At 55.3% G+C, this 26,525-nt stretch carries 21 protein-coding genes and 1 pseudogene; 13 read left to right on the plus strand and 9 right to left on the minus strand.

Features of this window, described 5'->3' with window-relative positions:
• The first annotated feature begins 26 nt into the window (after window positions 1–26).
• Entirely contained in the window at window positions 27–2,306 is a 2,280-nt protein-coding gene (gene clpA / locus GM298_RS04710; protein ID WP_014831269.1) for an ATP-dependent Clp protease ATP-binding subunit ClpA, read from the plus strand.
• An 80-nt stretch (window positions 2,307–2,386) separates the two neighbouring features.
• Here clpA and GM298_RS04715 read toward each other — a convergent pair whose 3' ends face one another.
• Both GM298_RS04715 and GM298_RS04720 read right to left on the minus strand, forming a co-directional pair.
• On the minus strand, window positions 2,387–2,860 hold the full coding sequence (locus GM298_RS04715) for an RES family NAD+ phosphorylase (protein WP_266153692.1): 474 nt from the start codon (window positions 2,858–2,860) through the stop codon (window positions 2,387–2,389).
• Window positions 2,857–3,300 (minus strand): antitoxin Xre/MbcA/ParS toxin-binding domain-containing protein, encoded by a 444-nt coding sequence (locus GM298_RS04720; RefSeq protein WP_266153693.1) that lies wholly within the window; start codon window positions 3,298–3,300, stop codon window positions 2,857–2,859. The genes GM298_RS04715 and GM298_RS04720 overlap by 4 nt, the downstream gene beginning before the upstream one ends.
• A gap of 309 nt (window positions 3,301–3,609) precedes the next feature.
• Here GM298_RS04720 and GM298_RS04725 point away from each other — a divergent pair.
• Window positions 3,610–3,744, plus strand: a pseudogene (locus GM298_RS04725) (group II intron reverse transcriptase/maturase); the annotation flags it as partial.
• A gap of 146 nt (window positions 3,745–3,890) precedes the next feature.
• A complete protein-coding gene (locus GM298_RS04730) occupies window positions 3,891–4,214 on the plus strand; it encodes a hypothetical protein (protein WP_266153694.1) in 324 nt (107 codons plus the stop codon).
• Window positions 4,215–4,265: 51 nt separating this feature from the next.
• Here the strand turns inward: GM298_RS04730 and GM298_RS04735 are convergent, their stop codons facing one another.
• The 6 genes from GM298_RS04735 to trxB form a co-directional block, all read right to left on the minus strand.
• Window positions 4,266–4,520, minus strand: a complete 255-nt coding sequence (locus GM298_RS04735) for a DUF4225 domain-containing protein (RefSeq protein ID WP_072049117.1) — start codon at window positions 4,518–4,520, stop codon at window positions 4,266–4,268.
• Between the two features lie 665 nt (window positions 4,521–5,185).
• Window positions 5,186–5,404: a translation initiation factor IF-1 gene (infA, locus tag GM298_RS04740; protein WP_002211347.1), complete on the minus strand. Its 219-nt coding sequence runs from the start codon at window positions 5,402–5,404 to the stop codon at window positions 5,186–5,188.
• A 284-nt stretch (window positions 5,405–5,688) separates the two neighbouring features.
• Window positions 5,689–6,393, minus strand: coding sequence for a leucyl/phenylalanyl-tRNA--protein transferase (aat, locus tag GM298_RS04745; protein ID WP_025756028.1), 705 nt, complete (start codon window positions 6,391–6,393; stop codon window positions 5,689–5,691).
• 45 nt (window positions 6,394–6,438) lie between these two features.
• On the minus strand, window positions 6,439–8,160 hold the full coding sequence (cydC, locus tag GM298_RS04750) for a heme ABC transporter ATP-binding protein/permease CydC (protein WP_266153696.1): 1,722 nt from the start codon (window positions 8,158–8,160) through the stop codon (window positions 6,439–6,441).
• Entirely contained in the window at window positions 8,160–9,926 is a 1,767-nt protein-coding gene (cydD, locus tag GM298_RS04755) for a heme ABC transporter permease/ATP-binding protein CydD (RefSeq protein WP_266153697.1), read from the minus strand. The genes cydC and cydD overlap by 1 nt, the downstream gene beginning before the upstream one ends.
• 114 nt (window positions 9,927–10,040) lie before the next feature.
• Window positions 10,041–11,009 (minus strand): thioredoxin-disulfide reductase, encoded by a 969-nt coding sequence (trxB, locus tag GM298_RS04760; RefSeq protein ID WP_025756025.1) that lies wholly within the window; start codon window positions 11,007–11,009, stop codon window positions 10,041–10,043.
• A 544-nt stretch (window positions 11,010–11,553) separates the two neighbouring features.
• On the opposite strand from trxB, the gene lrp reads away from it, so the two are divergent.
• From lrp to GM298_RS04810, 10 genes are all read left to right on the plus strand, one after another.
• On the plus strand, window positions 11,554–12,048 hold the full coding sequence (lrp, locus tag GM298_RS04765) for a leucine-responsive transcriptional regulator Lrp (RefSeq protein WP_000228469.1): 495 nt from the start codon (window positions 11,554–11,556) through the stop codon (window positions 12,046–12,048).
• Between the two features lie 135 nt (window positions 12,049–12,183).
• On the plus strand, window positions 12,184–15,885 hold the full coding sequence (locus GM298_RS04770) for a DNA translocase FtsK 4TM domain-containing protein (RefSeq protein ID WP_266153699.1): 3,702 nt from the start codon (window positions 12,184–12,186) through the stop codon (window positions 15,883–15,885).
• 128 nt (window positions 15,886–16,013) lie between these two features.
• Window positions 16,014–16,625 (plus strand): outer membrane lipoprotein chaperone LolA, encoded by a 612-nt coding sequence (lolA, locus tag GM298_RS04775; protein ID WP_059386168.1) that lies wholly within the window; start codon window positions 16,014–16,016, stop codon window positions 16,623–16,625.
• 9 nt (window positions 16,626–16,634) lie between these two features.
• Window positions 16,635–17,978, plus strand: a complete 1,344-nt coding sequence (gene rarA, locus GM298_RS04780) for a replication-associated recombination protein RarA (RefSeq protein ID WP_025756022.1) — start codon at window positions 16,635–16,637, stop codon at window positions 17,976–17,978.
• 92 nt (window positions 17,979–18,070) lie between these two features.
• Window positions 18,071–19,363 carry a serine--tRNA ligase gene (gene serS, locus GM298_RS04785; protein ID WP_025756021.1) on the plus strand — a complete coding sequence of 431 codons (1,293 nt, stop codon included), beginning with the start codon at window positions 18,071–18,073 and terminating at the stop codon, window positions 19,361–19,363.
• A 211-nt stretch (window positions 19,364–19,574) separates the two neighbouring features.
• Window positions 19,575–22,019, plus strand: a complete 2,445-nt coding sequence (gene dmsA / locus GM298_RS04790) for a dimethylsulfoxide reductase subunit A (RefSeq protein WP_266153700.1) — start codon at window positions 19,575–19,577, stop codon at window positions 22,017–22,019.
• Window positions 22,020–22,029: 10 nt separating this feature from the next.
• Window positions 22,030–22,647 carry a DMSO/selenate family reductase complex B subunit gene (locus GM298_RS04795; protein WP_025756019.1) on the plus strand — a complete coding sequence of 206 codons (618 nt, stop codon included), beginning with the start codon at window positions 22,030–22,032 and terminating at the stop codon, window positions 22,645–22,647.
• Between the two features lies 1 nt (window position 22,648).
• On the plus strand, window positions 22,649–23,512 hold the full coding sequence (locus tag GM298_RS04800) for a dimethyl sulfoxide reductase anchor subunit family protein (protein WP_262783575.1): 864 nt from the start codon (window positions 22,649–22,651) through the stop codon (window positions 23,510–23,512).
• Between the two features lie 275 nt (window positions 23,513–23,787).
• Window positions 23,788–24,936 (plus strand): MFS transporter, encoded by a 1,149-nt coding sequence (locus tag GM298_RS04805; RefSeq protein WP_025756017.1) that lies wholly within the window; start codon window positions 23,788–23,790, stop codon window positions 24,934–24,936.
• Window positions 24,937–25,058: 122 nt separating this feature from the next.
• A complete protein-coding gene (locus tag GM298_RS04810) occupies window positions 25,059–25,577 on the plus strand; it encodes an anti-virulence regulator CigR family protein (protein ID WP_266153701.1) in 519 nt (172 codons plus the stop codon).
• 41 nt (window positions 25,578–25,618) lie between these two features.
• Here the strand turns inward: GM298_RS04810 and pflA are convergent, their stop codons facing one another.
• Window positions 25,619–26,359 carry a pyruvate formate lyase 1-activating protein gene (gene pflA / locus GM298_RS04815; protein ID WP_025756015.1) on the minus strand — a complete coding sequence of 247 codons (741 nt, stop codon included), beginning with the start codon at window positions 26,357–26,359 and terminating at the stop codon, window positions 25,619–25,621.
• Window positions 26,360–26,525 lie beyond the last annotated feature (166 nt).

Consider the following 26,525-nt stretch of genomic DNA (forward strand, 5'->3'; position numbering starts at 1 on the left):
AAGGCATAAAATTGGGGGAGGTGCCTATGCTCAATCAAGAACTGGAACTCAGTTTAAACATGGCTTTCGCCAGAGCGCGTGAGCACCGACATGAGTTTATGACCGTCGAGCACCTGCTGCTCGCACTGCTTAGCAACCCATCTGCCCGCGAAGCGCTGGAAGCCTGCTCCGTGGATCTGGTGGCGCTACGTCAGGAACTCGAAGCCTTCATCGAACAAACCACACCGGTGCTGCCAGCCAGTGAAGAGGAGCGCGACACGCAGCCGACGCTCAGCTTCCAGCGTGTGCTGCAGCGCGCGGTATTTCACGTCCAGTCTTCCGGACGTAGCGAAGTGACTGGCGCAAACGTCTTGGTCGCCATCTTCAGCGAGCAGGAGTCACAGGCTGCCTACCTGCTGCGCAAACACGAAGTCAGCCGACTCGATGTGGTTAACTTTATTTCTCACGGAACGCGCAAAGACGAGCCTAACCAGGCATCGGATTCCAGCAATCAGGTCAATAACAATGAAGAGCAAGCAGGCGGGGAGGATCGTATGGAAAACTTCACCACCAACCTTAATCAGCTTGCTCGCGTTGGCGGTATCGACCCGCTGATTGGTCGCGATAAAGAGCTGGAGCGTGCCATCCAGGTACTGTGCCGTCGCCGCAAGAACAACCCGCTGCTGGTGGGGGAATCTGGCGTGGGTAAAACCGCGATTGCCGAAGGTCTTGCCTGGCGCATTGTGCAGGGCGACGTGCCGGAAGTGATTGCCGATTGCACCATCTACTCGCTGGATATTGGCTCGCTGCTGGCGGGCACGAAATACCGTGGTGATTTTGAAAAACGCTTCAAGGCGCTGTTAAAACAGCTGGAGCAGGACACCAACAGCATCCTGTTTATTGATGAGATCCACACCATAATCGGTGCCGGTGCGGCCTCCGGTGGCCAGGTGGATGCCGCAAACCTGATCAAACCGCTGCTCTCCAGCGGCAAGATCCGCGTGATTGGCTCTACCACCTACCAGGAGTTCAGCAACATCTTTGAGAAAGATCGTGCGCTGGCGCGTCGCTTCCAGAAAATCGACGTGACCGAACCGTCCGTCGAGGAAACGGTGCAGATCATCAACGGTCTGAAACCGAAGTATGAAGCGCACCACGACGTGCGTTATACCGCGAAAGCGGTGCGTGCGGCGGTGGAGCTGGCGGTGAAATACATCAACGACCGTCATCTGCCGGATAAGGCGATCGACGTCATTGATGAGGCAGGGGCGCGTGCGCGTCTGATGCCGGCCAGCAAGCGTAAGAAAACCGTTAACGTGGCGGATATTGAGTCCGTGGTGGCCCGTATTGCGCGCATTCCTGAGAAGAGCGTCTCTCAGAGCGACCGCGACACGCTGCGTACTCTTGGCAACCGCCTGAAAATGCTGGTCTTTGGTCAGGATAAAGCCATTGAGGCCTTAACCGAAGCGATCAAGATGGCCCGTGCCGGGCTGGGGCATGAGCATAAACCTGTCGGTTCCTTCCTGTTCGCCGGTCCAACCGGTGTGGGGAAAACCGAGGTGACGGTTCAGCTCTCCAAAGCGCTGGGCATCGAGCTGCTGCGCTTTGATATGTCCGAGTATATGGAGCGTCACACCGTCAGCCGTTTGATCGGTGCGCCTCCGGGTTACGTGGGCTTTGACCAGGGCGGGCTGCTCACCGATGCGGTGATCAAGCATCCGCACGCGGTACTGCTGCTTGATGAAATCGAGAAAGCGCACCCGGACGTGTTCAACATCCTGCTGCAGGTGATGGACAACGGGACGCTGACCGACAACAACGGGCGCAAGGCGGACTTCCGCAACGTGGTGCTGGTGATGACCACCAACGCCGGGGTACGTGAAACCGAGCGTAAATCCATCGGTCTTATTCACCAGGATAACAGCACCGATGCGATGGAAGAGATCAAGAAGATCTTTACGCCGGAGTTCCGTAACCGTCTGGACAACATTATCTGGTTCGATCACCTGTCTACCGAGGTGATCCATCAGGTGGTGGATAAGTTCATCGTCGAGCTGCAGGTTCAGCTGGATCAGAAAGGCGTGTCGCTGGAAGTGAGCCAGGAGGCCCGCAACTGGCTGGCCGAGAAAGGCTACGACCGTGCGATGGGTGCCCGTCCGATGGCGCGTGTGATTCAGGATAACCTGAAGAAACCGCTGGCGAACGAGCTGCTGTTTGGCTCGCTGGTGGACGGCGGTCAGGTGACCGTGGCGCTGGATCAGGCGAAGAACGAACTGACGTACGATTTCCAGAGTGCGGCGAAGCATAAGCCGGAAGCGGCTCACTAAGTGGAAAGTTAAACGTAAAAACCGGGCACAGGCCCGGTTTTTTTATGCCTGGTCCTTAAAACTCAGAGCCGTATCTGCTTTCAGGGTGCGGTTTTTTCTGCCAGGCGAGGATCAAAAATAAACGGGAGTGGCTTAACTGTACCCAGTACCTGATGAAACGCCGGATGTAATGGATTAAGTATGGCGTTATTTTCGTAAGGAATAATGCAGGAAGGCAGGATAAGCGCCAGCGCGCTGCGGGATTGTAGCCAACCGGTGCCCAGATCCATCGTTGAGACCGGTGCCGGGTTCTCCTGCCAGTCATCGGGCAGCCATGCTTTGTCCAGATAATCAATCTGCTCATCCGGGATATCGATGCTAAACAGCTGGTACTGATTCAGCACGGTGTCTTTTTTGACATGTACCAGAATTTCCAGCGATGCCAGCGAGATGGTGGTAGAAACATACACGGCAGGATGCCCCTTATGATTCCAGCGCCCGCCATACTGGTTTGCACCGATTCCACTCCACGCTTCGCTGGCGTAGCGTCCCGTCACCAGCCGATAAAAAATCATGCAAACACACCGTGTTCAAGCCGACCAATCAAATCGGTCACTTCCAGCGCGCCGGTTTCTGTCGCAATTAAATCGACAGGTGCTCTGTTCCCTAACCCTCGCACCGGAGATTGCAGCCAGGTCCAGGCGTCGTCTTTACTGCCAAAGTAATCGACGGCAGCATCCAGCACCCGAACGAAACGCGCCACGCGTTCGCTTTCATCGGGGGTCAGCGTACGGCCCGCGCTTTTGCGGCGCGCGATGTTACGCTCGTTAATCCCCGTCACGCGCAGGATGTCCGCTTTCGACATCGCCGTCCACTCGTGGATATTGTCGAGGACGCTAACGGGTAACCCCTGATTGAGATACTCAACCAACCGCATACCCCGGTTTGCAGGTAACCCCGCAAATCGCCAGAGTGCGTTATCAGCAGGCTTCTGCGCAGGTACCCATGTTCTCATTTTTTACCTCCTGATGATTGTCATTTGTCATGGTTTATTATAGTCATTTGTCAGATGGTAGGAAGTGATTGTTTTACGCAGGGGTAAATAAAGGAAGGCGGGCTATGATCATAATTTTTAATTGAAGTGTAATGAACTGATTTTCAATGATAATTTAATGGCTGTAAAAAAGAGGGTGAGAAAAGCTTTTTTAGCTTTTTTGTATGAAAATCATAAAGTTGTTTAGATAATATTTCAGTGCACTGCCGTACAGGCAGCTTAGAAATTACCGTCCGGAACCATCTGATCGCAGTACTGGTGCACTGTTGTATCCGGGTTGTTCGCGGATGGATCAACTATCACGGCATCTCAGATAATAAAAGGCGAGTGGGACAGTTCATCTACCAGAGCAAGCGAATCATCTACAGATGGTTTAACCGCAAAGTTCTGCGGAGGGGCCTGACCAGGTAACCGGCGGGTCTACTCACCCGGCACCCCAATATACAGGCTTGCCGTACAATCACTGACGCCCTAACGCGGCGTACCCATCCATCATGTGCAAAATAGTGTATCCTGTGTCCACAGGTTAAACAGAAAGAAGGTCGGTGTCAGTGGAAGAACATGATCTACACGCGTCAGGTTTTACAAAAAAGGAAATCATAAGGATTAAACGTTACCTTGAAACCGGTGATTCACTGGACAGGGTTCTGTTAGATCTTTCCCGTTATTTCAAAACGTTCGTTTGGGTCACAATTATTATGACCGTGATTACCATTCTCAGTTTCATTTTAGGCAGCACCGTACAGGCAATCTCAAGCGCGATAGCAGCAGTTTTCCTGTTTGTTGTTTTTCTCCTGGTGATGCCTGTTAAAGTTGGTTATAAATCCTGGAAGCTATTGAGAACGTATGTTAGCGATTTTGATCGTCGTGGGTGAGTCGCTCCAGTACCACCTTTGCACTGACTCCCCACCCTAAAACTTTCATGCTTAATTTGCCGGAAGATATCTGAATAACCGCCAGGCCTCGGCTTTGCCTGTCAATCCGAACACACCATAGACGCTTGCCGCTAAAGTAGTGGCATTGTAAACGCCAAGACCAACATCACGACTAAATCCCTTGAACTCAGCAATGGGCATCGCGCTGTCTGCGAACATCCCCTGTGAGGCAGGTGCATTCAGCAATTGCCTGGCCGCTTCTCTGGATATCGTATTAAAAGCGTCACCGATGAGGATAGCTCCCAATCTTACGGGCTTCGAGATTTATCATAGTGTCAGCCCACTGGCGCCTGTTCTGACCAGGAAAAAGCGCGATATCCATCAAAACATCCTTATGTATGATCCATAAACACAATTGGACTTAAATTTATGGCAGATGCATAAAGCTCGATGCAACCATTTTTTAGAGAGCAGGAGCAAGAGGTTACCCCTGGGTTCACCGGGCAAGCCTGGTCAGTACATTGGGGGTCTACGACGGAACCCCAGAAAATTCCGTCACTAAAGCTAAAAAACATCTGATTTGCATGACACTGAATAAATGGCGGGTTATTTGACAGATTCCAGCATTTGAACCGTCGTTTTAATCGTTGTCACCCAACTGGTCGTTTGTGTGACAAGAGCCTGTCAGCAATTCTGTGTAACTGCCACGGAATATCGCCGCAAGTGCACTGCAGTACAGGCAGCATAAAAAAGCAAATAAAGAGGTTTTACATACTACCGCGTCGCCTGGCGGCGCTACGCTTGCGCAGGCCTACAATGTGTTGTGCAATTTTGGCGTGTAGGCTGGGTAAGCGCAGCGCCACCCGGCAAGAAAGGCGACTGTATAGTTAAGGGGAGGGTTTTCCATAAATTTAAGGCCGGGAAGAACCCGACCTTATTTAATATTCATCTGCCATTACAGGCGAAAACAATTAGCGACTACGGAAGACAATGCGGCCTTTGCTCAGGTCGTACGGGGTCAGTTCAACAGTCACTTTGTCGCCCGTCAAAATGCGGATGTAGTTTTTGCGCATTTTACCGGAGATGTGCGCAGTTACCACGTGACCGTTTTCCAGCTCTACGCGAAACATGGTATTAGGCAACGTATCAAGTACGGTACCCTGCATTTCAATATTGTCTTCTTTGGCCATCTAATCCTCTGGGGTATCACTACCAAGTTTTGAACCGGCAAGATAATGCCGAAATTCATCTATTAAGTAAAGAATTGCGCGATTAAAACGCAGCAAAACAGTTTCGGCGCATTGCCCAAGCGTCACGGTACAACCGAACAGGAAGCGCATTCGTAAAGGGGAGACAACAGGATAAACGTCAGGACGTTATCTGAAGCGAGGGTCCCAAACGGCGGCGGGGCAACAGGCAGAAGCTGCTCTGCGGCATAATTATAACACCCTCACAAAAAATATGCGGAAAACATTTAGGCATAGGGCATAAAGAGCGTTCTCGGGACCCAAAAGTCGCGCGGGAGCTTCTCCTGACGGCTGGCATCCAGATGCCCGATATACTGGCGTCGCGGGATTTCAACGGCACCCAGCGAGGCCGTGTGTTCGTTGAGCACCTGACAATCGATCAGGCGTCCGCCGCATTGGGCAAAGGCCTGGCAGAAAACCAGCAGCGCGGTTTTCGAGGCGTTGACCGAACGAGAAAACATCGACTCGCCACAAAACAGCGTCCCCTGCGCCACGCCGTACATGCCGCCGACGAGCGTCCCATCTTGCCAGACCTCGATAGAGTGGGCGTAACCCAGCTCATGCAACTGGTGATAGGCGGTAATGATATCGCGGGTTATCCATGTCCCTTCATAGCGGTCTTCGGCACAGCCTTCTATAACCTGGCCAAAGGCGTGATTCAGGGTAACACGATACGGTGATTTTGCATGGAAACGCTTCATGCTGCGGCTCAGGTGAAACTGCTCTGGCCACAGCACGGCGCGGGGATCGGGAGACCACCATAAAATCGGGTCGCCGGGGGAGAACCACGGGAAAATGCCGCGCTGGTACGCCATTAATAGCCGAGCAGGGCTAAGGTCACCGCCAAGGGCCAGCAGACCATTGGGCTCGCGTAGCGCCCCCTCCGGCGAAGGGAACGCGATATTATGACGAGAAAGCTGGACCAGGCGCATGACAGCAAAACTCCAGTACGCGAGTGAGGACGCTACAAATATAGTCTACAGACGCTGTTTAAACTGGTAGTAGCGACCCTGTTTCGTCAACAGCTCTGCGTGACTACCTTGCTCAATAATCTGTCCGTTGTCCATCACAATTATCCGATCAAAACTCGCCAGACCGCGCAGGCGGTGCGTGACCATCAGCACGGTTTTCCCGCGCATCACATTCGCAAGGAGATCAAGGATTTGGCTCTCAGTTGTCGCGTCCAGCCCTTCGGTGGGTTCGTCGAGCAACATCAGCGGGGCATCGTGCAGCAGCGCGCGCGCAATCGCCAGTCTGCGCAGCTCACCGCCGGAGAGTTGACGGCCGCCTTCGCCCAGCCAGCTATTTAATCCCTCGTCCTCAAGCAGCTTGTGCAGACCGACCTGCTCCAGCATGGCGCGAAGAGCGTCATCCGACGCGTGCGGTGCGGCCAGCAGCAGGTTATCACGCAGGGTGGCGCTAAACAGGTGTACGCGCTGTGGAACGACGCTGACGGTTTGACGCAGGGCCTGCTCGCTGAAATCTGTCAGCAACGTATTATTAAAACGGATCTGGCCGCGCTGCGGATCCCAGGCGCGGGTCAGCAGCTGCAGCAGCGTCGATTTACCGCACCCGGTACGGCCGAGGATCGCAATCCGCTCTCCGGCGTTAACAGACAGGTTGATGCTTTCCAGCGCGTTTTGCGCCTGTTTGTCGTAGGCGAAGGTGACATCATCCAGCGCCAGCGCAACCTGCGCGGGTACCGCGGTCTGTCCGGCACTGAATGTTACTTCAGGTTTCTGTTCGGCAATCTGGGTGATGCGCAGGGCAGAGGCGATGACCTGCCCCAGATGCTGGAAGGCGCCCGTCACGGGTGCCAGCGCTTCAAACGCGGCCAGCGCACAAAAAACGAAGAGGGCGATCAGGGGACCTGGCTGTGTATTTCCCCCAATACTTCCGGACGCCAGCCACAGCATGGCAATCACCGCGATGCCGCCAATGAGCGTCATCAGTGCCTGGGAAAACGCAGTCAGTTCCGACTGTCGGCGCTGAGCTTCATGCCAGTTCAACTCCGTACTTTCCATACGCGCGCGATAGCGCTTGCTTGCACCGAAAATGGTCAGTTCTGCCTGCCCCTGAAGCCAGGAGGTCAACTGCTGGCGGTAATCTCCGCGCAGACGCGTCAGGTTTTCCCCGGTGGATTTCCCGGCGCGGTAAAAGAGCGGCGGCAGAATTATAAGCGTCAACAGCATGATCCCGCCCAGCGTGAGCGCAACGGGAACATCCAGAAAAGACAATCCCAGCGTCACCACCACAATCACCACAAACGCGCCTACAATCGGGGAGATCACGCGCAGGTAAAGGTGATCCAGCGTGTCGACATCGGCAACGACACGGTTAAGTAACTCACCCTGACGAAAACGCGCCAGCCCGGCAGGGGAGAGGGGCAGCAGTTTGCTGAAGGTGTAGATGCGCAGGTGCTGCAGCACGCGGAAAGTGGCGTCGTGGCTGACCAGCCGCTCAAAATAGCGTCCGGCAGTACGGGTGATGGCGGTACCGCGAACGCCGGCCGCCGGGAGCATATAGTTAAAGCTGTACAACCCGGCAACGCCCGCGACGGCAGAGGCTGACAGGAACCAGCCGGAAAGCGTGAGCAGACCAATGCTGGCGAGCAGAGTCACAATCGCCAGCACGATCCCCAGCGTCAGCATCCATTTGTGGCGTTTATAGAGCGCAAGATAAGGCAGCAGAGCACGCATCAGATGTCCTCCTGACGGTTCGCCAGCAGGGCGGCAAACGGCCCCTGCGCGGCAACAAGAGAGGCGTAATCGCCTTGCTCAACAAGACGGCCATTTTCCATGACCCAGATCTGGTCCCAGTCGGCAAGACCTTCCAGCTGGTGGGTGACCATCAGGGTCGTTTGCTGGCGTGAGGCGGCGTTAAGCGCTTCCATCACGCGCTGCTCACTGTGGGCATCCAGGCTGGCAGCAGGCTCATCCAGCAGCATCAGCTGACATGGGTTAAGCAGCGCGCGGGCAACGGCTACACGCTGCGCCTGGCCAACAGACAGCCCGGCGGACTGGTCACCAACGACGGTGTCTACCCCTTGCGGGAGCAGCGGCAGAAACTCGCTGACCCAGGCGCGGTCGAGCACCGATTGCAGTTCATCTTCACGCGCATCCGGACGCGCCAGAAGCACATTTTCACGTAGCGTGGAGGCAGGAAGCTGCGGGTTTTGTCCTACCCAACTGAGCTGTTTACGCCAGGCGTCAGGGTCGAGTTTACGCAACTCGGTTTTGTTTATTTGCAGCGAACCGGTGTAGGCCATAAAACCGGATAGCGCATTCAGTAACGAACTTTTCCCGGAACCGCTGGTGCCGACGAGCACCACGCGCTGTCCGGCGGGCAGGGTAAAGTTCAGCGGGCCTGCCAGCACCTTACCTTCCGGCGAGAGGATGCAAAAATCCTGGGCCTCGACGGTCACGGGTTCTTTGGCATTTAGCATCACGTCACCCCGCTCCGGATGCGCCAGCGGTGTTTCCAGGAACGTTTTCAGGCTGTCGGCCGCGCCAACCGCCTGTGCTTTAGCGTGATAGAAGGTCCCCAAATCGCGAAGAGGCTGGAAAAATTCCGGGGCCAGGAGCAGCGCCAGGAAACCGGCAGAAAGGGTCACTGCCGTGCCGTAATGGCCGAAATCCAGCGCACCGAGATAGGAGAAGCCGAAGTAGACGGCCACAAGGGCGATCGACAGCGAAGTAAAGAATTCCAGCACGCCTGAGGATAAGAAGGCGAGGCGTAATACTTCCATGGTGCGCTGGCGGAAATCCTGCGATGCCAGACGAATGTTGTCGGTTTCCGCTTCACCGCGGCCAAAAATGCGTAATGTCTCCATGCCGCGCAGGCGGTCAAGGAAATGGCCGCTTAAGCGACCCAATGCCAGGAAGTTACGGCGGTTGGCATCCGCCGCTCCCATCCCAACCAGCGCCATAAACAGGGGGATCAGCGGGGCGGTGCCCAGCAGAATCAGTGCTGCCATCCAGTTAACCGGGAAGATGGCGATCACAATCAACAGCGGAACGAAGACGGCAAGCGCCATTTGCGGCAAATAGCGCGCGTAATAGTCGTGCATATCGTCAATCTGCTCAAGGATCAGCGTCGCCCAGCTTCCGGCTGGTTTTCCCTGAATCCACGCCGGGCCGGCTTCCTGAAGCCTGTCGAGCACCTGACGACGGATCTCGTAGCGGATATGCTGTCCGGCATGAAAACCGACGCGTTCACGCAGCCAGACCACCCAGGCGCGCAGGATAAAAACCAGGATCAGGACAATAAAGGGCAGCAAGAGCGCCTCGCGGGGAATGTTCTCCATGATCATGTGATTGAGAATGCGGGCCAGCAGCCATGCCTGGGCAACAATCAACAGGCCGCTAACAAATCCCAGCAGACGGGAAATGGTAAGCCAGCGGCGGGAAATAACGCTTTGCTGTTTCAGCCAGCGTGTTAACTCTTGTTGACGGGTTTTTTCCATTGCGTACTTTGCAGGTGACGTTATTAGAAATTGGGCAGCGCAATGTTACAACGGGGAGACAATAAAGGCGACTTATCGCCGCCTTTATTTACGTTTGTTACTGACTTGTAAAGATTATTTACCTTGTTCCGCCAGTCCATCGAGGTAGCGTTCAGCATCCAGCGCGGCCATACACCCGGTACCCGCAGAGGTAATTGCCTGACGGTAAATGTGGTCCATGACATCGCCCGCCGCAAACACGCCCGGGATACTGGTCTGGGTCGCGTTACCGTGAATGCCTGACTGCACTTTAATGTAGCCGTTTTCCAGCTCCAGCTGCCCTTCGAAGATTGCCGTGTTCGGGCTGTGACCGATAGCAACAAACAGGCCCGCCACGTCCAGCGTTTCGACGTTATCGCTGTTCTGGGTATCACGAATACGCAGACCGGCAACGCCCATCTGATCGCCCGTGACCTCTTCCAGCGTGCGGTTGGTGTGCAGCACGATGTTGCCGCTTGCCACTTTATCCATCAGACGTTTGATCAGGATCTTCTCCGCGCGGAATGTATCGCGGCGGTGGATCAGGTGCACTTCTGAGGCAATGTTTGCCAGGTACAGCGCTTCTTCCACGGCAGTGTTGCCGCCGCCGATGACCGCAACTTTCTGATTGCGATAGAAGAAACCGTCACAGGTTGCGCAGGCAGAGACGCCGCGGCCTTTAAACGCTTCTTCTGATGGCAGGCCCAGGTAACGGGCAGAAGCACCGGTGGCGATGATCAGCGCGTCACAGGTGTATTCGCCGCTGTCACCCGTCAGGCGGAACGGACGGTTCTGCAGATCGACCTTGTTAATATGGTCGAACAGAATTTCGGTTTCGAATTTGGCAGCATGCTCGTGCATACGTTCCATCAGTAGCGGCCCGGTCAGGTCGTTCGGGTCGCCTGGCCAGTTTTCCACTTCGGTGGTGGTGGTCAGCTGACCGCCTTTTTCCATGCCGGTGATTAATACCGGTTGCAGGTTAGCGCGTGCAGCATAGACCGCCGCGGTATATCCCGCAGGTCCAGAACCAAGGATTAGCAGCTTACTGTGTTTGGCCGTGCCCATGAGATCCCCATTGTTGTTGGCAGACATTTGGCTGGATTGTAGGGAATTTGTTGTCGTAAAAAAAGAGCGCAGCAATTTTGATATCAATCTGTGTAATAGCCACGGACGATGAATGGCGCGCTATAACATCAAGCTTTCTCCTGAAAACCGGTTGTTTATAAGGCAATAAAATGAGGATTAATACCCTGCCGTAATGAATATCCGGCATGTTGTACTAAAAAACGATGTTTTGCTTTGACAATCCCCTGCGCTTTTGCGAAAACATTCAAGGAAGAAAAAAAACCGCGTTAACCGTATGCCGCATAGGCATGCACGTAAATGCCATTTTTACCGGGTCAGTGAAATCTACGCATGGCGTGGACAGACGCCATACGTGATGTCGGTGACAGCCTTCGGGCAACGGTCTTCTTACCAACAGAACCCGAATCCGCATCGCGTCTAATACAAAATCAGGCGATGTGATGAGTAACGGGTACAGGCTCTGAACAGTGATGTGCACAGGGTCCAGGCAGGAGTAGGGAAGGAATACAGAGAGACAATAATAATGGTAGATAGCAAGAAGCGCCCTGGCAAAGATCTCGACCGTATCGATCGTAACATTCTTAATGAATTGCAAAAGGATGGGCGTATTTCCAACGTCGAGCTTTCAAAACGTGTGGGACTTTCCCCGACGCCATGCCTTGAGCGTGTGCGCCGACTGGAAAGACAGGGTTTTATTCAGGGCTATACTGCTCTGCTGAACCCGCATTATCTGGATGCCTCACTTCTGGTATTTGTTGAGATTACTCTGAATCGTGGTGCGCCGGATGTGTTTGAGCAATTTAACGCCGCTGTACAAAAACTTGAAGAAATTCAAGAGTGTCATCTGGTGTCCGGTGATTTCGACTACCTGTTGAAAACCCGTGTGCCTGATATGTCCGCCTACCGTAAGCTGCTGGGGGAAACCCTGCTGCGTCTGCCAGGCGTGAACGACACCCGTACCTATGTGGTGATGGAAGAGGTCAAACAGAGCAATCGTCTGGTTATTAAGACGCGCTAACACGGAACAGGTGCAAAATCAGCGTAGTTTGATTACACTCCTGTTAATCCATACAGCAACAGTGCCGGGGAGTCCCGGCGCTGTTGTCCGTTTTAGCAAACAGGCAGGATATGCCTGATACCTGGAGAGCCTTTCTTGAGCCAGGAATACACTGAAGACAAAGAAGTCACACTATCGAAGCTAAGCAGCGGACGTCGTCTCCTCGAGGCTTTGCTGATTGTTATTGCCCTTTTTGCCGTCTGGCTGATGGCAGCCTTACTCAGTTTCAATCCCTCAGATCCCAGCTGGTCACAAACTGCATGGCATGAGCCTATTCATAATTTAGGCGGCGTACCCGGTGCCTGGCTTGCGGACACGCTCTTTTTCATTTTCGGTGTGATGGCCTACACCCTTCCCGTCATTATTATCGGCGGGTGCTGGTTTGCGTGGCGACATCGTCAAAACGATGATTACATCGACTATTTCGCCGTTTCGCTGCGTCTGATTGGCGCACTGGCACTGATCCTCACCTCATGCGGGCTGGCGGCCATTAATGCGGATGATATCTGGTACTTCGCTTCGGGTGGCGTGATTGGCAGCCTGTTGAGTTCTGCGCTGCAGCCGATGCTTCATAGCAGCGGCGGCACGCTGGCGTTGCTGTGCATCTGGGCGGCGGGGCTGACGTTATTCACCGGCTGGTCCTGGGTGAGCATTGCCGAGAAAATTGGCAGTTTTATCCTCACTATTCTGACCTTCGCCAGCAACCGTACCCGTCGTGACGATACGTGGGTTGATGAAGATGAGTACGAAGATGAAGAGGAAGATGACGCGCCTGTGCAGCGTCGCGAGTCTCGTCGTGCTCGAATTCTTCGTGGCGCGCTGGCGCGTCGCCAACGTGTTGCAGAGAAATTTGCCAACCCGCTGGGCCGTAAAACTGATGCGGCGCTCTTCTCTGGTAAACGCATGGATGAAGACGAGCAGGTGGTCTATCGCGCTGCGGGAAATCAGGTTGATCCTGACGATGTGCTCTTCTCCGGCAACCGTGCCACCCCAGGCGATTTCGACGAATACGATCCGCTGTTAAACGGTCATTCGGTCACCGAGCCGGTTGCCGCCGCAGCCGCCGCGACGACCGCTGCTCAGGCCTATGCCGCCCCCGTTGACGCCGTGATGCCTTCTGAGCCGGTTTCACCGCCGGAATCCGTTATTCAGCAGCCTCAGGTAGACTGGCAGACTGCGCCGGGTGTTCATACCCCGGAACCGGTTATTGCGCCTGAACCAGAAAGCTATATTCCCGTTCAGCAGGAGCAGTGGCAGCAGCCTTATCAGCCGCCGCAGCCTGCGTATGAACCACAACACAACCCACACTATGAACAGCCTGTAACTCAACCGTATCAGGAGTATGTGCCTGAACCGGTTGAACCCGTGCAGCCTTATGTCGCACCGCAACCTGAGCCGGAACCTGAGCCCGAAATCGTGGAAGAGGTGAAGCCAGCACGTCCGCCGCTGTACTATTTTGAAGAAGTCGAAGAGCGCCGTGCGCGTGAACGCGAACAGCTGGCGGCCTGGTATCAGCCAGTGCCTGAACCGGTGCAGGAACCTGTTACGAAAGCAGCTGCTGTTTCGGCTCCGCCGGTTGATCCAACACCTTCTGTTGCCCCTGTAGCGGAAAGCGTGAAGCAGGCCACCGCGGCGGCGGCCGTGGCTGCACCTGTCTTTAGCCTGGCAACAGGGGGGGCGCCGCGTCCTCAGGTGAAAGAGGGGATTGGTCCTCAATTGCCTCGTCCTAACCGTGTCCGCGTGCCAACCCGTCGCGAGCTTGCCTCTTATGGTATCAAACTGCCTTCCCAGCGGATGGCCGAAGAAAAAGCCCGCGAGTCTGAGTACGAGGATGATGCCGATGACATGCAGCAGGCTGAGCTGGCTCGCCAGTTCGCCGCGCAGCAGAATCAACGCTACGGTGAGGAATATCAGCACGATGAGCCTGCGCTGGACGACGATGACGCGGCGGAAGCCGAACTGGCGCGCCAGTTTGCCGCTACCCAGCAGCAGCGCTATTCCGGCGAACAACCGGCTGGTGCAAATCCGTTCTCCCTGTCGGATTTTGAATTCTCGCCGATGAAAGATCTGGTGGATGATGGCCCGAGCGAGCCTTTATTTACCCCGAGCGTGATGCCGGAAGCGGAGCCTGTGCGCCAGCAACCCGCACAGCCGTCATACGCACCGCAACCGCAGCAGCCGGCGCCGCAGGCTTACACGCAACCGCAGCAGCCACAACAACCGCCGCAGTTCCAGCAGCCTGCGCCACAGCCGCAGGAGAGCCTGATTCACCCGCTGCTGATGCGTAACGGTGACAGCCGTCCGCTGCAGCGTCCAAGCACGCCACTGCCGTCGCTGGATCTGTTAACGCCGCCACCAGCGGAAGTTGAACCGGTTGATACCTTCGCGCTGGAGCAGATGGCGCGTCTGGTTGAAGCGCGTCTGGCTGATTTCCGCATTAAAGCGGACGTGGTGAACTACTCCCCGGGGCCGGTCATCACCCGTTTCGAACTGAACCTGGCGCCAGGCGTAAAAGCCGCGCGTATTTCTAACCTCTCCCGTGACCTGGCGCGTTCTCTGTCGACCGTGGCGGTGCGTGTGGTGGAGGTCATACCGGGCAAACCGTACGTTGGCCTTGAACTGCCGAACAAGAAACGTCAGACCGTCTACCTGCGTGAAGTGCTGGATAACACCAAGTTCCGCGATAACCCTTCCCCGCTAACGGTGGTGCTGGGTAAAGATATTGCGGGCGATCCGGTAGTGGCAGACCTTGCGAAGATGCCTCACCTGCTGGTGGCCGGTACGACCGGTTCCGGTAAGTCCGTCGGTGTGAACGCCATGATCCTAAGCATGCTCTATAAAGCGCAGCCGGAAGATGTGCGTTTCATCATGATCGACCCGAAAATGCTCGAACTGTCCGTCTATGAAGGCATCCCGCACCTGCTGACGGAAGTGGTCACCGACATGAAAGACGCGGCCAACGCCCTGCGCTGGAGCGTGAACGAGATGGAGCGTCGCTACAAGCTGATGTCGGCACTGGGCGTGCGTAACCTGGCCGGTTATAACGAGAAAATCGCCGAGGCGGCGCGTATGGGCCGTCCGATCCCGGATCCGTACTGGAAACCGGGAGACAGCATGGATGCACAGCATCCGGTGCTGGAAAAACTGCCTTATATCGTGGTGCTGGTGGATGAATTCGCCGACCTGATGATGACAGTCGGTAAAAAAGTGGAAGAGCTGATTGCCCGTCTGGCGCAGAAAGCGCGTGCTGCCGGTATTCACCTTGTGCTGGCGACCCAGCGTCCATCCGTGGACGTTATCACCGGTCTGATTAAAGCGAACATCCCGACGCGTATCGCCTTTACCGTATCCAGTAAAATTGACTCTCGTACCATCCTTGATCAGGGCGGTGCAGAGTCGTTGCTGGGGATGGGGGATATGCTCTATTCCGGCCCGAATTCCACCTCTCCGGTGCGTGTTCACGGCGCATTCGTTCGCGACCAGGAAGTGCACGCGGTAGTGCAGGACTGGAAAGCACGTGGTCGTCCGCAATATGTTGATGGCATCACCAGCGACACGGAAAGCGAAGGCGGCGGCGGTGGCTTCGACGGCGGCGAAGAGCTGGATCCGTTATTCGATCAGGCGGTGAACTTCGTGACCGAAAAACGCAAGGCCTCCATCTCTGGCGTACAGCGTCAGTTCCGCATCGGCTATAACCGCGCGGCGCGTATCATCGAACAGATGGAAGCGCAGGGTATTGTCAGCGAGCAGGGGCACAACGGTAACCGCGAGGTGCTGGCACCACCGCCGTTTGATTAACCTTCGGCAATTGCAAAGAAGGGTAAATCAACCAAAATTAAGCATTTTCTTCTGTCGCCTGCCTGCGGGCAGGTTCAGAATAGAAGACGGAAACCCCATATTGGGAAGACGTATTTTAAGGATTAACAATGAAAAAAATCGCCATCGCCTGTGCATTACTCACCAGTTTTGTTGCCAGCAGCGTCTGGGCTGATGCAGCCAGCGACCTTAAAAGCCGACTGGATAAAGTAAGCAGCTTCCACGCCAGCTTCACGCAAAAAGTGACTGACGGCAGCGGCAACGCGGTGCAGGAAGGTCAGGGAGATTTGTGGGTAAAACGCCCGAATCTGTTTAACTGGCACATGACCCAGCCGGATGAAAGCATCCTGGTGTCTGACGGTAAAACGCTATGGTTCTTCAACCCGTTCGTTGAGCAGGCAACGGCGACCTGGCTGAAAGATGCCACCAGCAATACGCCATTTATGCTGATTGCCCGCAACCAGGCCAGCGACTGGCAGCAGTACAATATTAAGCAGACGGGGGACGAGTTTGTCCTGACGCCAAAAGGCAGTAACGGCAACCTGAAGCAGTTCACCATTAACGTAAGCCCCAACGGTACCATTAATCAGTTTGGCGCCGTTGAGCAGGACGATCAGCGCAGCAGCTATCAGCTGAAGTCTCAGCAGAATGGCGCTGTAGATGCATCGAAATTCACCTTTACCCCGCCGCAGGGCGTAACGGTGGATGACCAACGTAAGTAAGAGGCGTGAGTGAGCAATCTGTCGCTCGATTTTTCAGACAACGCGTTTCAACCTCTGGCCGCTCGTATGCGGCCAGAAAATTTAGCGCAGTATATCGGCCAGCAACACCTGCTGGCTGCCGGTAAGCCATTGCCGCGCGCCATTGAGGCCGGGCATCTTCACTCGATGATCCTCTGGGGGCCACCCGGCACGGGCAAAACCACGCTTGCCGAAGTGATCGCCCGCTATGCGAACGCGGATGTTGAACGCATCTCTGCTGTTACCTCCGGCGTGAAAGAGATCCGCGAAGCGATCGAGCGCGCGCGGCAGAACCGCAATGCCGGGCGCAGGACTATCCTCTTCGTGGACGAAGTTCACCGCTTCAACAAAAGCCAGCAGGATGCCTTTCTGCCGCACATTGAAGACGGCACGATCTTCTTCATCGGGGCGACCACCGAAAACCCCTCGTTTGAACTGAACTCAGCGCTGCTGTCTCGTGCGCGCGTTTACTTGCTCAAATCGTTGACCGTCGAGGATATCGAAAAGGTTCTCACCCAGGCGATGGACGATAAAGCGCGCGGCTACGGCGGGCAGGATATCGTACTGCCTGACGACACGCGTCGTGCGATTGCGGAGCTGGTGAACGGTGATGCGCGTCGGGCTCTGAACACGCTGGAGATGATGGCCGACATGGCCGAAGTCGACGATGCTGGCAAACGAGTGCTGAAGCCGGAACTGCTCACCGAAATAGCCGGGGAGCGCAGCGCGCGTTTCGATAATAAAGGCGATCGATTTTACGATCTCATTTCTGCCCTGCATAAATCCGTGCGCGGCAGCGCGCCAGATGCGGCACTGTACTGGTACGCGCGCATCATTACTGCCGGTGGCGATCCGCTGTACGTTGCGCGCCGCTGCCTGGCGATTGCCTCAGAAGATGTCGGCAATGCCGATCCTCGTGCCATGCAGGTCGCGCTGTCGGCGTGGGACTGTTTCACCCGTGTGGGTCCGGCGGAAGGCGAGCGTGCAATTGCCCAGGCGATTGTCTATCTGGCCTGTGCGCCGAAAAGCAATGCCGTTTATACCGCGTTTAAAGCGGCGATGTCTGATGCGCGTGAACGCCCGGACTACGATGTGCCGGTTCACCTGCGTAATGCGCCAACCAAACTGATGAAAGAGATGGGGTATGGGCAGGAGTACCGTTACGCCCATGATGAACCCAATGCCTACGCGGCCGGTGAGGAATATTTCCCGCAGGAGATGGCACAAACCCGCTATTATCACCCCACAAACAGAGGTCTTGAAGGCAAGATTGGCGAAAAGCTCGCCTGGCTCGCCGGACAGGATCAAAATAGCCCTATAAAACGCTACCGTTAGTGCAGTCGTTGCGGTAATGTTGGCGTTGTATCCCTGTGATCGCAGGCTGTGGTCACTTTTTCCTATTTTAATTCGATAAGCACAGGATAAGCATGCTCGATCCCAATCTGCTGCGTAATGAGCCAGACGCAGTCGCTGAAAAACTGGCACGCCGGGGCTTTAAGCTGGATGTAGATAAGCTGCGCGCTCTTGAAGAGCGTCGTAAAGTTCTGCAGGTACAAACTGAAAATCTGCAGGCAGAGCGTAATTCTCGATCGAAATCCATTGGCCAGGCGAAAGCGCGCGGGGAAGATATTGAGCCATTACGCCTGGAAGTGAACAAACTGGGTGAAGAACTGGATCAGGCGAAAGCCGAACTGGATGTTCTTCAGGCCGAAATTCGTGATATTGCCCTGGCTATCCCGAATATTCCTGACGACAGCGTCCCTGTCGGTAAAGATGAAAACGACAACGTTGAAGTGAAACGCTGGGGTACACCTCGTGAGTTTGACTTCGAGGTGCGCGATCACGTGACGCTGGGCGAAATGCACACAGGCCTGGACTTTGCAGCAGCAGTTAAGCTGACAGGTTCTCGCTTTGTGGTGATGAAAGGCCAGATTGCTCATCTGCACCGCGCTCTGGCGCAGTTCATGCTGGATCTGCACACCGAGCAGCACGGCTACAGTGAAACTTATGTTCCGTATCTGGTTAACCACGATACCCTGTACGGTACCGGTCAGTTGCCGAAATTTGCCGGCGATCTGTTCCACACTCGTCCGCTGGACGAGGAAGCGGACAGCAGCAATTACGCGCTGATCCCAACGGCGGAAGTGCCGCTGACCAACCTCGTGCGTGATGAGATCATCGATGAAGACGATCTGCCTATCAAACTGACGGCGCACTCTCCGTGCTTCCGTTCTGAAGCAGGCTCTTACGGTCGCGACACGCGCGGTCTGATCCGTATGCACCAGTTTGATAAAGTTGAGATGGTGCAGATCGTCCGTCCTGAAGATTCCATGGATGCGCTGGAAGAGATGACCGGTCACGCAGAGAAGGTGCTGGAGCTGCTGGGTCTGCCGTACCGTCGTATGGCCCTGTGCACCGGTGATATGGGCTTTGGCGCCCGCAAAACCTTCGACCTTGAAGTGTGGGTGCCTGCGCAGAACACCTACCGTGAAATCTCCTCCTGCTCTAACGTCTGGGATTTCCAGGCGCGCCGTATGCAGGCACGCTGCCGCAGCAAATCTGACAAGAAAACCCGTCTGGTGCACACCCTGAACGGTTCTGGTCTGGCGGTTGGCCGTACGCTGGTTGCTGTGATGGAAAACTACCAGCAGGCAGATGGTCGCATCGAGATCCCTGAAGTGCTGCGTCCATACATGAAAGGCCTGCAGTACATCGGCTAATGATTTGCCTCAAAACAAAAAAGCGCCTGCGGGCGCTTTTTTTATGTCTGTGAATTGATACGACGCAATACCCCCTCCCTCCAAAGTAGTAATACTGTTGCGAATGAAAGTCAGCATAAAAAGCTGAATACCCGGAAATTCGATATCTATAAAGCTATGTTGCGGTTCGCGCCGCCTCTCTTTTCTTTGTGAGCAACCAAAGTGAGTTTCTATGAAAATCAACGCGCCTGAAGCACTCATGGCTGCCGAGGTCACTCGCCGTGGGTTGATGAAAACCACGGCAATAGGCGGTCTGGCTGTAGCCAGCAGCGCCTTCACGCTCCCTTTTACCCGACTGGCATCGGCGGCAGAGGCACTCTCCCCAGCCACCACGCCGGAAAAAGTGGTGTGGAGTGCCTGTACCGTCAACTGTGGTAGCCGTTGTCCCCTGCGTATGCACGTGGTGGACGGCGAAATTAAGTATGTCGAAACCGATAATACTGGCGACGATAGCTATGAAGGATTACATCAGGTTCGGGCTTGTCTGCGTGGCCGCTCCATGCGTCGTCGCGTGTATAACCCGGACCGTCTGAAATACCCGATGAAACGCGTCGGTAAGCGTGGAGAAGGAAAGTTCGAGCGGATTAGCTGGGATGAAGCCTACGATATCATCGCCAGCAATATGCAGCGTTTGATCAAAGAGTACGGCAATGAATCAATCTACCTGAACTACGGCACCGGAACGCTCGGCGGCACGCTGACCCGCTCCTGGCCACCGGGTAAAACGCTGGTAGCGCGCCTGATGAACTGCTGCGGCGGTTATCTCAATCACTACGGTGATTACTCCTCGGCGCAGATCGCCGCTGGCCTGAACTACACCTACGGTGGCTGGGCGGACGGCAACAGCCCGTCGGATATCGAAAACAGTAAGCTGGTCGTGCTGTTCGGTAACAACCCGGGTGAAACGCGTATGAGCGGCGGCGGGGTGACCTACTATCTGGAACAGGCCCGCGCCAAATCCAATGCCCGCATGATCATCATCGATCCGCGCTATACCGACACCGGTGCAGGGCGTGAAGATGAATGGATCCCCATTCGTCCAGGGACCGATGCGGCGCTGGTCTCCGCACTGGCCTGGGTGATGATCACCGAAAACCTCGTCGATCAGCCTTTCCTGGATAAATACTGCGTCGGCTATGACGAGAAAACCCTGCCGGCCAGTGCGCCAGCAAACGGGCATTACAAAGCCTATATTCTTGGCCAGGGCAGCGACGGCGTGGCGAAAACGCCGGCGTGGGCATCTACCATTACCGATATTCCGGCGGAACGTATTGTGCAGCTGGCACGTGAAATTGGCTCAGCAAAACCTGCCTACATCAGCCAGGGCTGGGGTCCACAGCGCCATGCGAACGGCGAAATTGCCACCCGCGCTATCTCTATGCTCTCTATTCTGACCGGCAACGTCGGTATTCACGGCGGTAATACCGGCGCGCGTGAAGGTTCGTACTCGCTGCCGTTTGAACGGATGCCGACCCTGGACAACCCCGTGAAGACCAGCATCTCCATGTTTATGTGGACCGATGCGATTGAACGTGGCCCGGAAATGACCGCCCTGCGCGACGGTGTTCGCGGTAAGGACAAGCTGGATGTGCCGATCAAGATGATCTGGAACTATGCCGGCAACTGTCTTATCAACCAGCACTCCGAAATTAACCGTACCCATGAAATCCTGCAGGACGACAAGAAGTGCGAGATGATTGTGGTGATCGACTGTCACATGACCTCCTCGGCAAAATATGCCGATATTCTGCTGCCGGACTGCACCGCCTCTGAGCAGATGGATTTCGCGCTGGATGCCTCCTGCGGCAACATGTCCTATGTGATCTTCACCGACCAGGCCATCAAGCCGCGTTTTGAGTGCAAAACCATCTATGAAATGACCTCCGAACTGGCGAAACGGCTTGGTGTAGAGCAGCAGTTTACCGAGGGGCGTACTCAGGAAGGGTGGATGCGCCATCTTCACGAGCTCTCCCGTAAAGCGATCCCCGATCTGCCGGACTTCGATACCTTCCGCAAGCAGGGTATGTACAAACAGCGTGACCCGGAAGGGCATCACGTGGCGTACAAAGCGTTCCGTGAAGATCCGCAGGCGAACCCGCTAACCACGCCGTCGGGCAAAATCGAAATCTACTCCGAAGAGCTGGCAAAAATCGCCTCTACCTGGGAGCTGCCGGAAGGTGACGTTATCGATCCGCTGCCGATCTACACGCCGGGTTTTGAAAACTATAACGATCCGCTGACGGCGAAATTCCCGCTGCAACTGACCGGCTTCCACTACAAAGCGCGTGTTCACTCCACCTACGGTAACGTCGATGTCCTGAAAGCGGCCTGTCGACAGGAGATGTGGATCAACCCGATGGATGCCAAAGCGCGTGGCATCAGCAATGGCGATCGCGTGCGGATCTTTAACGGCCGCGGCGAGGTCCATATTGAAGCCAAAGTGACCCCGCGCATGATGCCCGGGGTGGTGGCGCTGGGGGAGGGCGCCTGGTACAGCCCGGATGCAAAGGGCATCGATCAGGCTGGCAGTATTAACGTACTGACCACGCAGCGCCCGTCGCCGCTGGCGAAAGGCAACCCATCCCACACAAACCTTGTCCAGGTTGAAAAGGTTTAAGGAGTAACCGATGACAACCCAGTATGGATTTTTTATTGATTCCAGCCGTTGCACCGGGTGCAAAACCTGCGAGCTGGCCTGTAAAGATTACAAAGACCTGACTCCGGACGTGAGCTTCCGTCGTATCTACGAATACGCCGGGGGCGACTGGCAGGAAGATAACGGCGTCTGGCATCAGAACGTGTTCGCTTATTACCTGTCGATTGCCTGTAACCACTGTGAAGATCCCGCCTGTACCAAGGTCTGCCCGAGCGGCGCGATGCATAAGCGCGAAGACGGTTTTGTGGTGGTGGATGAAGATGTTTGCATCGGCTGTCGCTATTGCCATATGGCCTGCCCCTACGGCGCACCGCAGTACAACGCCGCGAAAGGGCATATGACCAAATGCGATGGCTGCCACACCCGCGTCGCAGAGGGCAAAAAGCCGATTTGCGTCGAATCCTGCCCGCTGCGCGCGCTGGACTTCGGCCCAGTTGAAGAGCTGCGTCAAAAACACGGTCAGCTTGCCGCAGTGGCGCCCCTGCCGTCTGCGCACTTCACGAAGCCGAGTATTGTGATTAAACCTAACGCCAACAGCCGTCCTACAGGTGATACCACCGGCTACCTGGCAAATCCGAAGGAGGTGTGAGATGGGAAGTGGATGGCATGAATGGCCGCTGATGATCTTCACGGTCTTTGGTCAGTGCGTGGCTGGTGGCTTCATTGTGCTCGCGCTGGCGCTGCTGAAGGGCAATCTCAGCGGCGAACAGCAGCAGCGTTTAGTGTTGAGCATGTTTGGCCTGTGGGTGCTCATGGGGATTGGCTTTATTGCTTCTACGCTGCACCTGGGCTCGCCGATGCGCGCATTTAATTCTCTGAACCGTGTGGGCGCCTCGTCCCTCAGTAATGAGATTGCCAGCGGGGCGATTTTCTTTGCCGTTGGCGGGCTGGGCTGGCTGCTGGCCGCAATGAAGAAGCTGCCTGCGGCTCTGCGCAGCCTGTGGCTGATCGTGACCATGGTGCTGGGCGTGGTGTTCGTGTGGATGATGGTGCGCGTTTATAACACCATCGACACGGTTCCAACCTGGTACACCGTCTGGACGCCAATGAGCTTCTTCCTGACCATGTTTATCGGCGGGCCGCTGCTGGGCTATCTGCTGCTGCGCGTGGCGGGGGTAGACGGTTGGGCTATGCGCTTGCTGCCTGCCGTTTCGCTGCTGGCGCTGGTCGTGAGTGCTATGGTTGCCCTGATGCAGGGCGCTGAACTGGCAACCATTCACAGTTCGATTCAGCAGGCGTCTGCCCTGGTGCCGGATTACGGTTCGCTGATGGCCTGGCGTGTCGTTCTGCTGGTCGCGGCATTGGTATTCTGGATTACCCCGCAGCTCAAAGGTTACCAGCCCGCGCTGCCGCTGCTGTCACTGGCCTTTGTACTCGTCCTGGCGGGCGAACTGATTGGCCGTGGGGTATTCTACGGATTGCATATGACCGTGGGTATGGCTGTCGCCAGTTGATACGGTCATCCCTTCTGTAAAGCCGGGTCAGAGCGCCCGGCTTTTCTTTTTTCCGATCATGAAATTTTTCGACTGTCGTTTTGTTTTAATTTAGGCCATTAATAAACAAAAACAGAGACATAATTAATATCTATAGCAGGCGTGGCATTAGCAGGATAAGTTTTTTAAATCGACAGGGAACATATTGTGCCTGGCGGCTAAGTCAGTGGATTGACTTTGTTTTTGCCAGTGGCATGATGCGCACGAAATCTGAACTTCCTCACGGCTTTTAATCCATGACCACCTATACCCGGCCAGTGCTGCTGTTGCTCTGTGGCCTGCTGCTGTTGACCCTGGCGATCGCAGTGTTAAATACGCTCGTTCCACTGTGGCTCGCCCATGAAAACTTACCGACCTGGCAGGTGGGTATGGTCAGCTCGTCCTTTTTTACCGGAAACCTGCTGGGGACGCTGGTGACCGGGAGCCTTATTAAGCGCTTAGGCTTTAACCGCAGCTATTACCTGGCCTCGCTGATTTTCGCCGCCGGGTGTGCGGGGCTGGGCCTGATGGTCGGCTTCTGGAGCTGGATGGTGTGGCGTTTTATCGCCGGCGTAGGCTGCGCGATGATTTGGGTGGTCGTTGAAAGTGCGTTAATGTGCAGCGGCACGTCGCGCAACCGCGGGCGCCTGCTGGCAGCCTATATGATGGTGTACTACGTGGGGACCGTGCTGGGGCAGCTGATGGTCAGCAAGCTGCCAACCGATCTGATGAGCGTTCTGCCGTGGGTGACGGGTATGGTGCTGGCCGCAATCCTGCCGCTGCTCTTCACGCGTATTGTGAACCAGAACAGCGAACATCAGGAAGCCACCCACGTCTGGCCAATGCTGAGACTCCGGCAGGCACGTCTGGGGGTAAACGGCTGCATTATTTCCGGGATTGTACTGGGCTCGCTCTATGGCCTGATGCCGCTCTATCTGAACCATCAGGGCGTCAGCGATTCCGGGATCGGCTTCTGGATGGCGGTGATGGTGAGTGCGGGCATTCTCGGCCAGTGGCCTATTGGCCGTCTGGCGGACCGTTTTGGCCGCCTGCTGGTGCTGCGCGTTCAGGTCTTCGTGGTGATCATGGGATGCCTCGCCATGCTCAGCAACGCCGCGATGGCACCGGCGCTGTTTATTCTTGGGGCTGCCGGTTTCACGCTCTATCCGGTCGCGATGGCCTGGGCCTGTGAGAAAGTGGAACATCATCAGCTGGTGGCTATGAACCAGGCGCTTTTACTGAGCTATACCATCGGCAGTTTATTAGGGCCGACATTTACCGCGATGCTAATGCAGAATTATTCCGACAATTTGCTGTTCATCATGATCGCCAGCGTGTCGTTTATTTATCTCCTGATGCTGCTGCGCAAAGCGGGCGAACATCCAACGCCAGTGGCCCATGCCTGATTAAATAAAAGCCAGTCATCGACTGGCTTTTTGTCCCCATCACATCTAAGACTTTTACGCATTGTTTGTTTACCGCGCCAGGTGATAATTCAGGTGAGTTCTATCACTAAAAGGCAGCAATCATGGCTACATGTCGTTTAACCACTACCGCACTGGCAGTAGTGTTGTCTTTAACGTTTGCTACAGCACCGGTCATGGCTAATCCTGGAAACGGGAATGGCGGTGGTGGTCACGGTAACAGTGGCGGACAAGGTAATGGTGGTAATCACGGCAATTCCGGAAATCACGGTAACGGAAATTCCAGTACCCATGGTAGTAAACACAATACAGACAACCCGGGTAAATCAAATAAAAGCGTCAGCGATGATGTCGATGCTCGTGTAAGCTTCGATCATGCCCGTCATCTGGCAGTGAACTATGGTTTAACCGGCTATGAGTCACTGCCTCCGGGCATTGCGAAAAACCTTGCACGCGGTAAACCACTGCCTCCGGGGATTGCGAAGAAAACCGTGCCGGCTTCTATGCTGGACCAGCTGCCCTCCTATCCTGGCTATGAATGGCGCGTGGTCGGTGACGATCTGGTCTTAATTGCACTCAGCACGGCTGTGGTGACGACCATTATTAACGGTGTGTTCAAATAGAATAAATAAGGCCCGGTTTTTACCGGGCCTCTTCTTTAATATTAATACATTACTTTGTGACCGTACTGTTCAAGAATACCTTTCACGCGCTCCATGGTCTCTTTCTTCGGCGGCTTCACGCCATCAAGCTTATATTCTTCGCCCATCGCCACCCATTTATGTTTTCCCAGTTCATGGTAGGGCAGAAGCTCAATTTTCTCGACGTTGCCCATGTCGCGGGTAAATTCGCCCAGGCGGTGCGCGGAATCGTCGTCATCTGACCAGCCAGGAACCACCACGTAGCGGATCCAGGTTTTGATGCCTTTTGCTGAGATATATTTAGCAAACTCCAGCGTACGGTGGTTGGACACGCCAACCAGATTCTGGTGGATCTCGTCGTTCATCTGTTTGAGATCGAGCATCACCAGATCGGTCACTTCGAGCAATTCATCAATAACGGGATCGTAGCGGCGCACAAAACCGTTCGTGTCGAGGCAGGTATGAATACCTTCTTTGTGGCAGGCGCGGAACCAGTCGCGGACAAACTCGGCCTGAAGAATGGCCTCGCCACCGGACGCCGTCACACCACCGCCGGACGCGTTCATAAAGTGGCGGTAGGTCACCACCTCTTTCATCAGATCGTCGACGGTCACTTCTTTCCCGCCGTGCGTGTCCCAGGTGTCGCGGTTATGGCAGTACAGGCAGCGCATCAGGCAGCCCTGGAAAAAGGTAATAAAGCGGATACCCGGGCCATCGACGGTGCCACAGGATTCAAAGGAGTGAATGCGACCAATAGTTGACATTGCGGTGATATCTCCAGCATCGGCCCGTCCGGGGCCTGTGTATGCACAGCTCAAAACCGGCTGTGTTGAAGTCTGTTTTGGCTGATATCCATAGAGTATAGATAGCGGACAAAAGAGACTGAGGTGGAGAGGGTGCTAAAAAGGCCCCACTGACGTGGAGCCTTTA

This window comes from Enterobacter sp. HSTU-ASh6, assembly GCF_026319105.1.
GTDB lineage: Bacteria > Pseudomonadota > Gammaproteobacteria > Enterobacterales > Enterobacteriaceae > Enterobacter > Enterobacter sichuanensis.

What these genes read in the sequence shown, in the direction of transcription:
- lrp (WP_000228469.1), top strand. Translation starts at nt 11,554, where the DNA reads ATGGTAGATAGCAAGAAGCGCCCTGGCAAAGATCTCGACCGTATCGAT.
- clpA (WP_014831269.1), top strand. Translation starts at nt 27, where the DNA reads ATGCTCAATCAAGAACTGGAACTCAGTTTAAACATGGCTTTCGCCAGA.
- cydD (WP_266153697.1), bottom strand. Translation starts at nt 9,926, where the DNA reads ATGGAAAAAACCCGTCAACAAGAGTTAACACGCTGGCTGAAACAGCAA.
- GM298_RS04805 (WP_025756017.1), top strand. Translation starts at nt 23,788, where the DNA reads ATGACCACCTATACCCGGCCAGTGCTGCTGTTGCTCTGTGGCCTGCTG.
- aat (WP_025756028.1), bottom strand. Translation starts at nt 6,393, where the DNA reads ATGCGCCTGGTCCAGCTTTCTCGTCATAATATCGCGTTCCCTTCGCCG.
- pflA (WP_025756015.1), bottom strand. Translation starts at nt 26,359, where the DNA reads ATGTCAACTATTGGTCGCATTCACTCCTTTGAATCCTGTGGCACCGTC.
- GM298_RS04795 (WP_025756019.1), top strand. Translation starts at nt 22,030, where the DNA reads ATGACAACCCAGTATGGATTTTTTATTGATTCCAGCCGTTGCACCGGG.
- GM298_RS04720 (WP_266153693.1), bottom strand. Translation starts at nt 3,300, where the DNA reads ATGAGAACATGGGTACCTGCGCAGAAGCCTGCTGATAACGCACTCTGG.
- dmsA (WP_266153700.1), top strand. Translation starts at nt 19,575, where the DNA reads ATGAAAATCAACGCGCCTGAAGCACTCATGGCTGCCGAGGTCACTCGC.
- GM298_RS04715 (WP_266153692.1), bottom strand. Translation starts at nt 2,860, where the DNA reads ATGATTTTTTATCGGCTGGTGACGGGACGCTACGCCAGCGAAGCGTGG.
- lolA (WP_059386168.1), top strand. Translation starts at nt 16,014, where the DNA reads ATGAAAAAAATCGCCATCGCCTGTGCATTACTCACCAGTTTTGTTGCC.
- GM298_RS04800 (WP_262783575.1), top strand. Translation starts at nt 22,649, where the DNA reads ATGGGAAGTGGATGGCATGAATGGCCGCTGATGATCTTCACGGTCTTT.
- trxB (WP_025756025.1), bottom strand. Translation starts at nt 11,009, where the DNA reads ATGGGCACGGCCAAACACAGTAAGCTGCTAATCCTTGGTTCTGGACCT.
- GM298_RS04810 (WP_266153701.1), top strand. Translation starts at nt 25,059, where the DNA reads ATGGCTACATGTCGTTTAACCACTACCGCACTGGCAGTAGTGTTGTCT.
- infA (WP_002211347.1), bottom strand. Translation starts at nt 5,404, where the DNA reads ATGGCCAAAGAAGACAATATTGAAATGCAGGGTACCGTACTTGATACG.
- cydC (WP_266153696.1), bottom strand. Translation starts at nt 8,160, where the DNA reads ATGCGTGCTCTGCTGCCTTATCTTGCGCTCTATAAACGCCACAAATGG.
- serS (WP_025756021.1), top strand. Translation starts at nt 18,071, where the DNA reads ATGCTCGATCCCAATCTGCTGCGTAATGAGCCAGACGCAGTCGCTGAA.